Raw genomic sequence first — 13,752 nt, forward strand, 5'->3', positions numbered from 1 at the left:
TTATTTTTCTCACAACCTTAGTAGAATGAAAGCCGTGTTTCTAAAAGAATCTAAATCAATTTTTCCATTTTACTATTTCCACTCTAAGACTCTTTATCATACCTAAACTCAGACATATCTATCGTTAGTTTTTTAATTAAGAATAAGTGTGAAAAATAACGATAAAAGATAGAAATTTTGGGCTTCTAGATTAACAATTTGTATAATCATATTTTTCAATTTAAATACGCTCCCAAAGTCAGATTTTTTGTCTAACTTTAGGAGCGTACTATTCAGCTTCTTTTTTATTTAATCACCTTTACTAAAATCTTTTTAGAACTTATACATTATTTTGCATTCAATTGTACTCTTTCTGATCCTGTTGTCGTTTTGACATTAACATCATAAACTAAAGTTCCATTATTTTTTTCTACACGCCAATCCAGTACCCGTGGTGAAATTCCTCCTACCTTTTTTTTAGCCTCTTCTAAAACTTTTTTTGTAGATTTAATTCCTTCAATTTCTTTTATATCAAACTTTTCTGTATTTTTATCCACACTACTAGGATTGTTTTCTTTTTTTACTTTTTCGTTTTGTGGATTTATATATGTCTTTTCAGAATCATTAACAAAAATATATTCATATTCTTTAGAATCTTCACCTATATCAAAGTTGATGGATAGTAATTCTGGATTATTATTATTTTTTTTGTAAATATTTGCTGCATCTTCAATGGTTAACTTGTAATCTGTATTTGTTACTTCATCCTTACCTAGACCACATCCTGTAAAAACAATAATTCCTCCTAATAGTGTTATTAAAAAAAGTATTTTTTTGAAATTCATCTTTTCATCTCCTAACCAGTATTTGTATTATATTCTATTATGGGTGCCAAATTAATGAAAACATTTAGATATTTTCAATCTTATATAAACTTCTCAAGCTATAATCGTTAATCATCTTAATAACTTCTTCTTTTGTCTTAGGATTAACTTTTTTGATTTCTTTCGTTAGTTCTTCAAATTTTTTTATGGTTCCATCAGACATTCTAGTGAATATAAGATAGGGATTACTTTCTTTTTTTACACGATTCCTATAACAGGATGCAGTTGTAGTTGATATTCTACCGTTAGACATTTTTTCAATAGAATAAGCTGATATCATTGGATTTCTTAGCAATTCAATGATGTCCTTTTTTGTACACATGCTTTATTAATCCTTTCTCTAATAGTTAAATTGTAAGCTTTCATCAAATAAATTTTATTTTTTTAATTAATTTTTTTAACACATCCTGATGTACAGAAGAACGTAATACACTTAAAAGAAAAAAGTAATCGTTTCTAAAAATAGTCATCATGATTTTCCCAACAAGACCTAATTCCGACAAAAACAATTGCTATTATCGAAATAAATTTTAATGATAGTAACAGTAACAAACTCAACTCCTCTTTTCACATTTATTATTCAATATATTTTTTATCATCGTTTTTCTTAATGTTAAAGCACTTAATCCTATTAAAATATATTAAGAATAAACATGACCATCGAATAATATAAAAATATACTAACAAAAATGAAAGATTAACTCCAAGTATATACTAGTAATTCTGTTACAAAGTGTTAAAATGAACCATTAATATTGCCATGATTTCAGTACGATTTGATACTTCTAAAAGAGATTACTCTTTTAACACACGGCTTAGAGCCAATTTCATCGTTAATATATATCAGTCTAAATAATTTTAAGTCATTAGGATATATAAGATTGACTTTGCGTTTTTTAATTCTTTACTATATCTATTGACGAAGTATAAAAGAGAAAATGACAAAATGGAAATACAACTAAGTCAAAAAATTAGAAGTTTCTGACCTTTCTTTTCATACTATTTTTTTATTTTCGAATATCTATTACTAACAATAAATTATCTTTTATAAACGGTACTCTTGTGACCTATTAAAAATATTTGTATCACAATTTCGGAATCACAAATATTAACTAGTATACGATAGTTTCCAATTCTATAACGACATTTATCACTTCTATTTCCTGTCAAGCCTTTTCCATGTTGGCGCGGATCATCAGTTCCTTCTAAATTTTTTCTAATCCATGCAACTATTATAGGTTATTAAATCCATCGGAAATCTCTTTTTTCGTTGTAGTAATATACCAAATCATCTGAATACTCATCATAACGTTGTTGAAATCCAAAATTTTTATAAAATTGAACTAATTCATCTTGAGTTAGCGAATTTTTATAACTTATTGGAGAAGCGCATGCTGTAAGATATAGTCCTGAAATACCTTTTTCTTTTCTCCAAATAATTGTTCTGTTTAGTAAATAAGTTGCTAGTCCTTTCTTTCTATACGCAGAATCTACACCTAGCCCTTCAATTTTAGTAAAATTGTCAATAGTCATGCCCAATTTAATTCTAGCTATACATTTCGCACAATCATCTTTATATTGTAAGGAAGAACCTAAATCTAACATCCATCTTTCAACAGGATTTTTAAGTTTAAACACCATAATAATCCCATTAAGTAAATCCAACTCGTCCAATATAATATGATTTCCATTATCTAAAATTTCAGGAGAGGATAGTGGATATTTTTCACTTCTGGTGTTATTTATCTTATGTTGCTCTTTCCAATATTTAAATTGATTAACTTCATACTCATATTGTTTACATAACTTTTCCCTTTCTTTTTTTATAATTAAATTTATAGATTTATTACTGTAAGTTTATCAATAAACGTATTTTTCAACAACCGTGAATATCTTATGATCTTAAAAAAATGAGAAACTTTATTACCATAAAAATACTCACCGTTTCAAAATTTTATTGCCCAATTCTGTTGACCCTTTACAAATTCAATATATTCACAACCAAGAACAAGAACCAACAGGGTATACCCTGTTGGCTCTTTTCATCAGTAACTTTATAGTAGTTATTATTGTATTTTATTTTCAGCAAATTTTTCTAATTTTTTCTTTATACTATCAGCATTTTTTGTTTGTAAATCTATATATGATACAGGCAATCCAGTATTCTTGATTTTTTCATCAAGATATGCCATATCCATCTCATTGTACATAATAATATCTGCATCAGGTATATCATTTTTAGCTATATCATAACTAATAATGGATAGATTCCATTCTGGTAGTAATTCTTTTTTTAGTTTATCTTGAAATTTTTTTGAGCTAATCCACATCATACCAGAACCACTACTTCTAATCACAACTCCATCAGTATTTACTGTATAAATCCATACTACACTTTTCATATTTATTCACTCCTTAAACTATAATAAAATCTACACAATAGCTATGCTTGAACTTATTTAATTTACTTATAAAAATTGATATGATATAGTTCGTCAAAGAAATCCTTTTCATTTTAATTATATCACAATATATTAATCTATAATATCTTTTACTCATTTTTTAATCACTTGATTAGTGGAGAGGACGGTTATTCTAATTAGAAATTTTTATTTACAATATTTTCTTACAATATCATTACAACCAGCTGGATCACTAGAGTCTCCACCTAATCGATTTAAAAGACTATGAATAGCATATGTTACTGCTTGTCCAGCACAACACGCCTTCATCAAGTTACAATCACGTTTGCTCATTCCACCAAATTGAGCATCAAGTTCATCAATTGTTACAGCATTTACTACACCATTTTCTAATAATTTTTTATTTAACATAGTATTATCTCCTTTCGTCCTCTCCACTAATCAAGTGATATAAATTATTTTTCTATTTTTGAAACGAAATTATCAAAATCTTTCAAAACAGTCCCATTTTCTGGTGTCCACTGAACAATGAATTTGGGTTTTTGCTTATTTTTTCTTTCATCATATTCGTACTTTGCTAAAGTAGGTGTATATTTAATTCCATATTTTTGTTTAAATTTTTCCCATAATTGTTTGTCTTTTCTAACTTCAATAAGATTTACATAAATAAGTTTGTCATAAACTTTATACTTATCAATTGATTTAATGAGGTTTGGATCAAATTCATTACAATCTGAACAATCTGGCCTACCAAAATATACATAGGCAGTTTTATGTTTTTTTAAGTATCCATCCAAGTTATTTGGAGTAATTGTATTTATCTTTAATGCAATTGGATCTACAGTAACTTCTAATTCCTTTGTCCTGTCTTTGAATTGAAGAAAACAAGCAATTCCTATAGAAACTGCTGTAAACCCTATAATTAACAATATAACAGTCTTTTTATTCATTCCTACTTCACTCCTTTATCAAAGATTCTTCCAGTAATTCATATGAAGATACTCCTTCTAATCGTTTATACACTTTTCCTTCTTTGATAATAATTACAGTAGGAGTCTGTGTTATATTTAATTGATCTAAAAGTAAATTACTTTCTTTATTCTTCTCTTCTATGTCTACGCCATATACTAATAAATTTTTGTCTTTAATTACCTTATTCAAGTCTTTTTTTTGTACATTACATGGTTGGCAACCTTTTTTAAAAAAATAGATATTCAAGTCTTTATTTTGAGAAATCTTGTTCTCAATACTCTCAGAATCTGTTATTTTATATTCAATCTCTTCTTTATTTAATGAATACAATTGCCAGAAAAATATTAAAACAAACAGACCTACTACTAACCCACCAATCATCTTTTTCATTTATTCTTCGCTCCTTCTATAAAAATCCCCATCATCAATACTAATTTCATAGTAACCATCGACTTCTTCTTTTCTATAAGTAAATACAATTACAGTAGAATAATATTGCTTTAACAAACTTAAACAACTTAAAAATATTTTTTCATCTAAATCATCAAGAAATTGATCCAATATTATATAGTCAGTATTTTCCATTATAGAGATTGCGAGTATCAATAATTTTTTTTCAGAAGTTGATATATTCTGGTTAAAAATAGTTTTTTTGAAGTCTAGGTCATTAATTGAAACGCCTACTTTCTCGACAAAATCTTTTATATCTTTATCAAAAAAAATATCTTCTCCCTTTAACCCTTTATTTATAACAAAATTATATTTTTCAGTGTTTAAATCATTTGAAAGATATACACCTGAAGTTTGATTAACTAAGTAATTATAAATAAATTTTGCATTGATACTTTTAAATGAACTATTGTTTCCAGTGACTTTTACATAATTTAGATCTAGTATTCTCTTGTAATTGCTAACTAGTTGCGGCTGCATATTAGTTAATGCGGGAGATATTGATTGGATACGATACATTTTGTACAGGTGTATTAAGCTCTTTACTATGAAAAAAATATTCAAAATTGCCATCTGAAATACAATAAAAGTTAAAACAGCACTATACGTAGTAATTCCTTTTATAATTAAAACGCTATTTATAAATAAGAAAATACTAGTAATTACTGAAAACAATATAGCTTTTAACATCTTTCCAGATTTTTTCTTATCTTCATAAATCCTCCCTACAGACGAGAAAATCTCTTTTATTAGTAAAAAAGTACCCACTAAAACTACCATTAACACTGTTTTATAATCTATGATAGCTATGCTATAGATTGAAAAAATTGATATACACAAAGACGATATCACTATTCCATAAAAACCATCACTTACGATATTTTTGTATTTCACACAGATTTTAATACTTAAGATTGATACTATACTTAGCAATGCAAAAATTAAAAGAATTGCAATAGCTAAATAGTTAGTTTGATTAAAATCTATTACAAATTTTTTTAATAGTTCTAAAACTGTAGATAGTGCAAGTAGAGCTATAAATATTAATATTATATTTAAGGAAGTTTGTATATTTTTTTTAAAAGTTTGACTATTGTTATTTACACTAAAAAATGTTATTAATGACTCTTTTTTACACATTTCAATAACTTTGATTCTAAACAGTAATATTTTTTTTATATTTGTTTTTAAATCGACTTTTCGTTTTTTTTCATCTAGAATGACTTTTCCATCTCTGGTTAATTCAACAACACCCAGAAACAGTTCTTCTTTATTACTATTCCATAATAATATCGGCCCCTGACCATGATTTTTATCAATATCAAAATCAGAAATAATAACTTTATCTGCAACTTTTCTTAAATCATTTTCTAGTGTTTCTGAAGTTAAGTTCTTATTTAATTTATGGATCAATGTGTATAATTTATCGGAATAAATTTCTCTAACATAGCTTTCCAAGAGCATATTTGCTTTCTTTTGTAACACTATCATCACATCCAACTATTTTTGATATCGTAATTTTCCATAGTAATATAATCAATATCTTTTGTTACACGATTTGAATGATCTATTACTATAAGTTTAATTCCCCATGAGTCAAATTTAGGTAAAATTCTATCCAAATACTCTTTATCCATATTTGAGAAGCCTTCATCTACAAGTAAAATATCAGGTCTCTTTAAAATACCTCTAAACAAGGCTAGCTTTTGTTTTTGTCCAGAAGATAAGCATTTTATTGCAGCTTCTCCAGGAAAGTTTATACCTAAAGGTAGATCGTCTAATATTTTGTTTATTTCAAAATCTCTTATCAACTTATTAAATATACTATTCGGAACTTTATGTCCCAATAATAAATTATCTCTAATTGTACCTTCTAAAAATTTAGGATTGGGCTCTACAAACACTAATTTTGATCGTAGACAGTCCAAGTTGATTTTTTTTATGTCAATATTATTAATTAGAATCTGTCCCCTATAGTCATCATCTAATCTTACTAAAGACTTAATTAATGTAGATTTACCTGAACCATTTTCACCTCGTATTGAAAGATTTTTCCCTCTATAGATTTCACAGTTAACAGTGTCGAGTAATAAAGTATCTCCTTTTTTTATGGAAACACGTTTACATCTTATTGATTCTATTTTCTTGTCTAAAATTATTTCCCCGCATACATTCTCATTTTCCATATTTATTAATATAGATTCAAGCCTATGACTAGCCACCTGCATCGATTCATATTGCGCTTGAAACGACCCAAATTGATTTAGGGATGATACTACTATTCCTGATAATGAAATTAATACTGTTAAATTTCCTAAATTTATACTATTCTTTAATACTAATAAGCTGCCTATAGCTATCAATATTACTGTCCCAACAGTATTGAATAAACTTAAAAAAACATTACTATTTGTACCAAAAAATTGTAGTTTTTTATTATTAGTAATAAATTTATTTATTTTATCTAAGACTTTCTCACTAAAGTATTTATCAGCATTTAAAGCCCTAAATTCTTCTAATCCATCAATAAAAGTAATTAATTTTTTCTGAAAATCAGTATTGGATTTAGATATTGTGTACCCAAAATGATAGATTTTTGGATAAATATATGCAAAAAACAATATTACTACTGCAGAAATAACTACAAGATAAATCGCCATAACCTTACTAAAATAAAACAATGTTATTATCGAGAAAACATACATACAAAAGTTTAGAAGTACGCTTATGAAAAAGTTCATCACATCGTTACTAACTTGTAAGATATCGGAAATTCTAGATACAAATTCTCCTGAACTATTTAACTGAAAATATTTTGGATGAATAGTTAACATTTTATTTATATACTTTTTGAATAATTGTGTTTCAAAAGCAAATGTTCCTTTTATAACTAGAATATTTTTGAAATAGCTAACTACTACTTGTACTAAAGCTAATACAATAAAACCTATAGATATACTTTGAATAAGAAAAGTTTTTTCTTGCAAAGGAATATTTTTTTCAAGAATATTTATATTTTTACCTAAATTAAATGATAGATAAGTACTTAACAAACTAACAATTATAGAAAAGAACATTACTAACGAGAATATTTTTAAATTTCTTTTTATAAACTTCCCATAAAATCTTACTTTTTTGGGACTGCGATTTAAAAAAATATTTTTTGGTTTTTCTACAAATAAATAACTAATAGCTCTTTTTTCAAACTGTTTATTATTTATCCATTCTTTTTTAGTATGTGTAGGATCTGAAACAAGTATTCTTTTCTTACCAATATGCCAGATTACTACAAAATGATTAATAATTTCCTCCTCTTCAAGAAAGACAATTGCTGGCAGTGAGTTATTAATCATTTCCCTATTTTCTTTGTTTAACCTATTAATTTTAGATATATTTACTATTTCTGGGTTTGCATCTACTTTTGAAAAAAATTTTTCCATAGCTTTTAATGATATTCCTATCATTCCATAGCCAGTTTCTTCTTGGATATATCTTCTATCTATATTAATATTATAGAATTTACATATCATTTCTATGCATGCAACACCACAATCTTGTATACTATCTTGCATTACATGAGGTCTCTTAATCATGATTCATTCTCCCGATACTTATTTATTAACATTTTGTATTCATCAGGAATCTCTAATTCAGAAAAATAGTTAGCTAAATCTAATTTTAAAAAGTATTGATATGAATAATCATAAGACTTAACATCAAAAAGTAATCCTGAAATTAATAAATCATAGTGTAATAAATTACACCCTATTTGGCTATATTGGTCATATTCATTATTTTTTCTAAATTGAATTACTTCTTTTAAAAATTCAAATTGTTGTTCATACAAACTATGCTGTTTATTTAAAAATTTGTAAAAAGTAACATCAGAAGAGTTAGGTAGCATTTTTTCTAACACCTTTATACATTTACTTGCAAGTGAGCTTTTCCCATCAATTATATATTTCTTAGTAATAAGAAATAGGATTAAATGAGTATAGTTTGTAAGTAGGATATTCTCATATGATATACTTTCATCCATATTCTTTATTAAAAATGGAAGTAGAATTTTTTCAAAATCAATGTTGGCATTTATAGAAAATGAATCTCTACAATACAAGTATGCCCATCTAACATTGTCTGGTTCTTTTTCTAACATCTTAGCTAGTAGCCTTATGTTTCTTTCACACTTCTCTTTCCTAAGTATTTCTTTGTAACCGTCATGGAAAAAAGTAATCTCGCTTTCAACGTTAAAAATTGGATCTAATCCTTTGTTGTTCCTCAACTCTTCATGTATTAGACCATAATACTTAATTTTATTATTGTTTCTAAATAATCGACTTTGGCCATGTGTGATAACATTATCTAATTGATATATTGCACAACTAACTCTTAATGAATCTTTAAATTTAAACCTGTCTAACATATCTATTAAGAGCCTTAATTTGGTAAGCTCATCTGAAGATACATATTCATCTGCATCAATAATTAATATCCATTCTTTACTTGCTTTTTGTATTGAATAATTTCTCGCATCTGAAAAATCATCTTGCCAAGTATAATCAAATATTTTTACTTTTTCGCTTGCTATTTCTTTTACTATTTTTTTTGTCAAATCAATTGATCCTGTATCAATAAATATAATTTCATCTGAAAATTCATAGATACTATTAATACATTTTCTTATTGAATCCTGTTCATTCTTAGCAATAATACATACAGATACTTCTGCGTGAGTTTTTAAAGATAATTCTTTTAAATTTTTAGAGTAACTGACAGTTTCCTTTAATTCGTTGGGGAACTTTAGCCCTTTTAAAATTTGTAACCATAATTCTGTTACATCTTTATTCTCTTGGTTCGTTAAAGTATACTTATTTTTATTAAATACCTCTACATTAAACCAGTCATTAGTAATAAAATTTTCAGAATACATTATCTCTTCACCTCATTACTTTCTATTAGAGATAGTTATGCAATTTAATTTTGTGTAACACTCTGGGTTATCTGTTAAGCATAATATGTAATCTACGCTTGTAGAATACAAAAGTGATAGCTTAACTAAAATATCTACTGGTACCATTGTTGCACCACTCTCATATCTGGAATACGCAGATTGAGAACAATGTATATAGTTACTGACAAAAGATTGAGTATAATTATTTTTAATTCTCAAAAATAGCAACCTAGATTCCATAATTTTTCCCTCTCCTGTATGCTATCTTTGTTTGTTAATAACAGTCAATATATTATTCGGATTCTGCATAATTCTAAAATTTTTATTATTTATCAATCACGAGAAAATAAAATATGTCTATACCTTTATAAAAGGTAAAAATTTGTATTTCTTTATTATTTGTTTTATAATATAAGTATCCATTGAGCAAAAACGCTCAAAATAGGCTGATCGAGTTAATCGATCAGCCTATTTTCTTTAGATTTATATTATTTACTAAAACTATACTGTCACGAAAAACAACATATATAATATTATGTTGTTTTATTCAAACTATAAATGATAATATATTTAAATATATAATAGAGACTGTCTCTTGGGGGGAGACAGTCTCTAAGGTTATAACTTATTTTAGCCTTTCATTTCTAACAAATAATCATTCATAGAACTGAACGATCAATTCATTCAGTCTGTAAGAAAATAGTTAAGTCTGAAATAGCTATTTTTATTTTACAGTATCTGCCTTGGCCTTTCAATTTCCTTGATATTACTTTTATTTCAAGATTATTTAACATGAACAAATACTTCTGAATCTTTTACATAAATGTCATGGTAATAATTAGATTTCATTAACTCACTTTCTTCTTTATTCAACGCGTTAATATCAAAGATCTCCATGTTCACTTTTAAACCAGTGTACGTTCTAAATAAAAACTGATTTGGCCAATAAAGGGCTTCATTTGGTGGAACCAGTTCTTTTAATATAGGATAATTCTTCGAACTATTAACAAATACTGGCGAATCCTTAAATAAAGACGTACTATGCACGATCACCGTGTCACGGTTCACTAGGTCTTTTAAATCATCGGCTAATATCATACTTTGTCGTTCAAAAGATTCCTTTTGGTGACTTAACGCACTAGCATAAACAAATGTAAAAGATAAAAGGTAAACACAGAAAAGACAAACCGCTGTTTTTGACACATATCCTAGCACGTTTTTAGAAGTATTTGCCAAAGTAAGCATGATAATTGAAACTACAAAAAAACTAAATCCATAGCCGTATCTAGGCGAAATTAACAAAAGCTTTTCCGGAAAGATTAAAAAGACGCCGTAACTCAAAATAGAGCCTAAAAATAGAAATAACACTGCGTATAAAAAGCTTTTAACAGGCGATACTTTCGCATTAAGAACAGTACTTAAAACAAAGAAAATTACTAGAATAAAAAACAAAAGTATCCATAGTTTTGTACTCTGCTCAGTTATTTTTGACAGATACATTTGACTATTTACCAGGATTGTTTTGGGTATATCCTTAACGCTCGCGATTGTTGTCATACCACCTCGCGTTGCTATTTCAGGATTAAATTTTGTTTCAATAAGATAAAGAAACATGGCGCTTATATAGCTAATCATAGCTACAATCGCTTTTTTAAGCACAGCAATAAACGATTGATTGTCTAACAGCTGCTTCAGTGATAATGCTAACACCATCACGACATAGATCCCCGAAGACGCCTGATAAGTATTACACATCAAAAAAATGCTTAAAATAGAAACAACTAAAAATAAGACTTTATTTTTATTCCAAAATAGAAATGGAAGAACAGAAAATAAAAGGCTCAAAGACATGTAAGGACTGTCGAACCTGAAACTTAAATTTTGTAAAAACCAAGGATTAAAGCCAACCAACATGGCTGCTGTTAAAGCTAAAAGAGATAGCTTCTTATGAAAAGAGTAAACAATGATAATCCCTGTTACTGATACAATGAATCCAGAAAGAATATGCGTCCATAACCCCATATCCGTAAGGTGTCTACTCCCTTGAACTAACCAAGAACCAATTTCGCTACCCCAACGAGAATAACTTCTAGCAAAGTCCGTATTGCCATCAATTTGCCTGCCTGTGTCATCAATATAAGGAAAATTGATTATCCCTATGCTTAAAACTAACACTTGACACATTACTACACTTGTAATTAACAGATTTTTATTGGCCATAAGCCAACTTTGAAACTTATTCATTTTTTCACTCCTCAATTTTTATTAAAATACCCCCTAAGAAAACGAACACCTTTTATATTTACACTAAACGGGTCCATATAATAATCTTACAGGGTTTTCAAACTAAAAACCACGTTTTTTATCGTATAAAATATATAAGGAAAAAAAAGCAAATAATTTTTTATCTGCTTTTTTCTCTTTTTATACACATTTACTGCATAAGTCTTCTTCACTCACTTTCGATTTAAAAATATAAATTTATATGTTCAAAGACATCTCGTTTTTTGCTCGTTGTGTAGTTATCAAACCTGATAAACAACTCTTTCTTTACATTATTTTTTAAAAACTTAATGGAATATCCATACTTAAACCTGACTATTTTGATTGCATCTCTGCATATTTTTTTCAGTTCAACTTTGGTAAGTTCAATGCTAAAACTCATCACTATATCAGAAACACCATTCACCATTGCTGTTTTAGTAGACCAATCGTCATTACAATAATGTCCATAAAATTGATACCGTTTATCAATGTCTGAATCAAACAAATTTATTTGCTCGTTCATCTTTTCCACTCACTTTCTTTATTCTTCGCAAACTCCGATACATGCTCTTTTTTATAGTTAAAATTTTGTTCTTACAGCTTTTCCAGTTCTTTATTTAAACCCTCTTTCAGTTACGTATCCTGGTATGCTCCAAATTCCGAGTGACTCATTTTTAGCCTTTTCTTGTGCTTCCTCTAATTCGAGTAGATACTTTGTGTTAGGCTCTTTGACATATGCCACACGTGCTAATCCCTGTCTCACGAGTGTTTCCTGAAGTAGCACCCCATCCACAAATATATAGCCCAATGTACGGCCATAACGATCAGTTCTATCGCCCTTATCGTATTCAAAAGTAATTTCTGAAGCAGTAGACAAAAGTTCTTTTGTACGTTTACTAGCTTCCAAACCAAATGGCTGTACTTTTGTTTTCGGCTTTACAGTTTCCGGTGTATCTACTAATAAAAAGCGAACCTTTTGTTCTTTTCCGTCTATTCTTAGCACGGTGGTATCTCCATCAACATGACGGACAAATTCAGCTGGTATACGATTATCGTTCGAAATAGTTTGAGTAAAATTACCAGTACCATCATTCGAAATATCTTGTGCTTTTTGTTCAAGACTTGCGCATCCTGATAATAGCAAAGTGGCTGCTGTTAGCAGTAGCCACTTTTTTCCAATAAATAGTTTCATTTCCTAACTCCCTAACTTTTTTTCCGTTTTAAAGAATACTCAATTTTCTTTTTTTCTAACCTATCAAACGTTAATCCTTCAACAGCTCGTTCCCATTTTGTTTGTTGTTCTGTACGTTTCTTTGTACTGTCTGCATATATTTTTTGTAAATCTCCATTAACCATGAGTCACTCCTCCTTAAAACGGTAAGTCATGATCTGAAATCTCAATAGAACTACCTTCTAAATCTGGAAAGGGTTGTTGCGTATTGCTTTCCTGCTGCCCAACTGGTGTAGGATTAGAAGCGTTAACACCACGTTGTTGACTAACTTCTTTTGACTCTAACAATTGGAAGCTTTCTACAACCACTTCTGTCACATAAATACGTTGTCCTTGTTGATTCTCATAGTTACGTGTTTGAAGTCTACCCACAAGACCAACCAATGTTCCTTTTCGTGTATAGTTTGCTAAAGTTTCTGCAGGTTTACGCCAAATCACACACTGAATATAGTCTGCTTCACGTTCGCCATTTTGATTCGTAAAATTCCGGTTAACTGCTAGTGTAAAAGCCGCAACAGCTACACCACTTGACGTATAACGTAAATCACAATCTTTTGTAAGTCTTCCTACTAAAGTCACATTATTAATCATTTAAAA

The 13,752-nt window shown here is 28.2% G+C and carries 16 protein-coding genes and 1 pseudogene; all 17 read right to left on the reverse strand.

The genetic code is table 11. The annotated features are described in order from the left end of the window. Positions 1 to 326: 326 nt before the first annotated feature. The gene (locus AB1I62_RS00675) at positions 327 to 824 is read right to left on the reverse strand and encodes a hypothetical protein (RefSeq protein WP_367018838.1); all 498 of its coding nucleotides are present in this window, start codon (positions 822 to 824) and stop codon (positions 327 to 329) included. A gap of 64 nt (positions 825 to 888) precedes the next feature. After that, a complete protein-coding gene (locus AB1I62_RS00680; RefSeq protein ID WP_367018840.1) occupies positions 889 to 1,185 on the reverse strand; it encodes a hypothetical protein in 297 nt (98 codons plus the stop codon). Positions 1,186 to 1,901: 716 nt separating this feature from the next. Further along, positions 1,902 to 2,155, reverse strand: a pseudogene (locus AB1I62_RS00685) (type II toxin-antitoxin system RelE/ParE family toxin). Beyond that, positions 2,106 to 2,537 (reverse strand): GNAT family N-acetyltransferase, encoded by a 432-nt coding sequence (locus AB1I62_RS00690; protein WP_367018842.1) that lies wholly within the window; start codon positions 2,535 to 2,537, stop codon positions 2,106 to 2,108. The pseudogene AB1I62_RS00685 and the gene AB1I62_RS00690 overlap by 50 nt, the downstream one beginning before the upstream one ends. 392 nt (positions 2,538 to 2,929) lie before the next feature. Next, entirely contained in the window at positions 2,930 to 3,265 is a 336-nt protein-coding gene (locus AB1I62_RS00695) for a hypothetical protein (RefSeq protein WP_002382829.1), read from the reverse strand. Between the two features lie 207 nt (positions 3,266 to 3,472). After that, positions 3,473 to 3,697, reverse strand: coding sequence for an enterocin 96 (locus AB1I62_RS00700; protein ID WP_010715014.1), 225 nt, complete (start codon positions 3,695 to 3,697; stop codon positions 3,473 to 3,475). Positions 3,698 to 3,741: 44 nt separating this feature from the next. After that, positions 3,742 to 4,236: a DUF6568 family protein gene (locus AB1I62_RS00705; protein ID WP_002405593.1), complete on the reverse strand. Its 495-nt coding sequence runs from the start codon at positions 4,234 to 4,236 to the stop codon at positions 3,742 to 3,744. A 7-nt stretch (positions 4,237 to 4,243) separates the two neighbouring features. Continuing rightward, positions 4,244 to 4,648: a thioredoxin family protein gene (locus tag AB1I62_RS00710; RefSeq protein ID WP_002382826.1), complete on the reverse strand. Its 405-nt coding sequence runs from the start codon at positions 4,646 to 4,648 to the stop codon at positions 4,244 to 4,246. Continuing rightward, the gene (locus AB1I62_RS00715) at positions 4,649 to 6,199 is read right to left on the reverse strand and encodes a hypothetical protein (protein WP_085444287.1); all 1,551 of its coding nucleotides are present in this window, start codon (positions 6,197 to 6,199) and stop codon (positions 4,649 to 4,651) included. Next, positions 6,199 to 8,301 carry an ABC transporter transmembrane domain-containing protein gene (locus AB1I62_RS00720; RefSeq protein ID WP_002405595.1) on the reverse strand — a complete coding sequence of 701 codons (2,103 nt, stop codon included), beginning with the start codon at positions 8,299 to 8,301 and terminating at the stop codon, positions 6,199 to 6,201. Before AB1I62_RS00720 ends, AB1I62_RS00715 begins: the two co-directional genes overlap by 1 nt. Next, positions 8,298 to 9,638, reverse strand: a complete 1,341-nt coding sequence (locus tag AB1I62_RS00725) for a glycosyltransferase family 2 protein (RefSeq protein ID WP_002405596.1) — start codon at positions 9,636 to 9,638, stop codon at positions 8,298 to 8,300. Before AB1I62_RS00725 ends, AB1I62_RS00720 begins: the two co-directional genes overlap by 4 nt. A 15-nt stretch (positions 9,639 to 9,653) precedes the next feature. Next, positions 9,654 to 9,899 carry a helix-turn-helix transcriptional regulator gene (locus tag AB1I62_RS00730; RefSeq protein WP_002382821.1) on the reverse strand — a complete coding sequence of 82 codons (246 nt, stop codon included), beginning with the start codon at positions 9,897 to 9,899 and terminating at the stop codon, positions 9,654 to 9,656. A 543-nt stretch (positions 9,900 to 10,442) separates the two neighbouring features. Beyond that, complete coding sequence (locus AB1I62_RS00735; protein WP_367018846.1) at positions 10,443 to 11,903, reverse strand: glucosyltransferase domain-containing protein; 1,461 nt, start codon at positions 11,901 to 11,903, stop codon at positions 10,443 to 10,445. A gap of 223 nt (positions 11,904 to 12,126) precedes the next feature. Beyond that, entirely contained in the window at positions 12,127 to 12,447 is a 321-nt protein-coding gene (locus tag AB1I62_RS00740; protein ID WP_002395033.1) for a hypothetical protein, read from the reverse strand. Positions 12,448 to 12,537: 90 nt separating this feature from the next. Further along, positions 12,538 to 13,116: a thermonuclease family protein gene (locus AB1I62_RS00745; RefSeq protein ID WP_367018770.1), complete on the reverse strand. Its 579-nt coding sequence runs from the start codon at positions 13,114 to 13,116 to the stop codon at positions 12,538 to 12,540. Between the two features lie 11 nt (positions 13,117 to 13,127). Then, positions 13,128 to 13,280 (reverse strand): hypothetical protein, encoded by a 153-nt coding sequence (locus tag AB1I62_RS00750; protein WP_002395035.1) that lies wholly within the window; start codon positions 13,278 to 13,280, stop codon positions 13,128 to 13,130. 13 nt (positions 13,281 to 13,293) lie between these two features. Continuing rightward, positions 13,294 to 13,746 carry a single-stranded DNA-binding protein gene (gene ssb / locus AB1I62_RS00755; protein WP_002393727.1) on the reverse strand — a complete coding sequence of 151 codons (453 nt, stop codon included), beginning with the start codon at positions 13,744 to 13,746 and terminating at the stop codon, positions 13,294 to 13,296. Positions 13,747 to 13,752 lie beyond the last annotated feature (6 nt).

Origin of the sequence: Enterococcus sp. AN402, from assembly GCF_040719405.1 — a bacterium.
GTDB lineage: Bacteria > Bacillota > Bacilli > Lactobacillales > Enterococcaceae > Enterococcus > Enterococcus faecalis.

Coding starts and splice junctions, on each gene's coding strand:
- AB1I62_RS00675 (WP_367018838.1), bottom strand. CDS start 824: ATGAATTTCAAAAAAATACTTTTTTTAATAACACTATTAGGAGGAATT.
- AB1I62_RS00680 (WP_367018840.1), bottom strand. CDS start 1,185: ATGTGTACAAAAAAGGACATCATTGAATTGCTAAGAAATCCAATGATA.
- AB1I62_RS00695 (WP_002382829.1), bottom strand. CDS start 3,265: ATGAAAAGTGTAGTATGGATTTATACAGTAAATACTGATGGAGTTGTG.
- AB1I62_RS00700 (WP_010715014.1), bottom strand. CDS start 3,697: ATGTTAAATAAAAAATTATTAGAAAATGGTGTAGTAAATGCTGTAACA.
- AB1I62_RS00705 (WP_002405593.1), bottom strand. CDS start 4,236: ATGAATAAAAAGACTGTTATATTGTTAATTATAGGGTTTACAGCAGTT.
- AB1I62_RS00710 (WP_002382826.1), bottom strand. CDS start 4,648: ATGAAAAAGATGATTGGTGGGTTAGTAGTAGGTCTGTTTGTTTTAATA.
- AB1I62_RS00715 (WP_085444287.1), bottom strand. CDS start 6,199: ATGATAGTGTTACAAAAGAAAGCAAATATGCTCTTGGAAAGCTATGTT.
- AB1I62_RS00720 (WP_002405595.1), bottom strand. CDS start 8,301: ATGATTAAGAGACCTCATGTAATGCAAGATAGTATACAAGATTGTGGT.
- AB1I62_RS00725 (WP_002405596.1), bottom strand. CDS start 9,638: ATGTATTCTGAAAATTTTATTACTAATGACTGGTTTAATGTAGAGGTA.
- AB1I62_RS00730 (WP_002382821.1), bottom strand. CDS start 9,899: ATGGAATCTAGGTTGCTATTTTTGAGAATTAAAAATAATTATACTCAA.
- AB1I62_RS00735 (WP_367018846.1), bottom strand. CDS start 11,903: ATGAATAAGTTTCAAAGTTGGCTTATGGCCAATAAAAATCTGTTAATT.
- AB1I62_RS00740 (WP_002395033.1), bottom strand. CDS start 12,447: ATGAACGAGCAAATAAATTTGTTTGATTCAGACATTGATAAACGGTAT.
- AB1I62_RS00745 (WP_367018770.1), bottom strand. CDS start 13,116: ATGAAACTATTTATTGGAAAAAAGTGGCTACTGCTAACAGCAGCCACT.
- AB1I62_RS00750 (WP_002395035.1), bottom strand. CDS start 13,280: ATGGTTAATGGAGATTTACAAAAAATATATGCAGACAGTACAAAGAAA.
- ssb (WP_002393727.1), bottom strand. CDS start 13,746: ATGATTAATAATGTGACTTTAGTAGGAAGACTTACAAAAGATTGTGAT.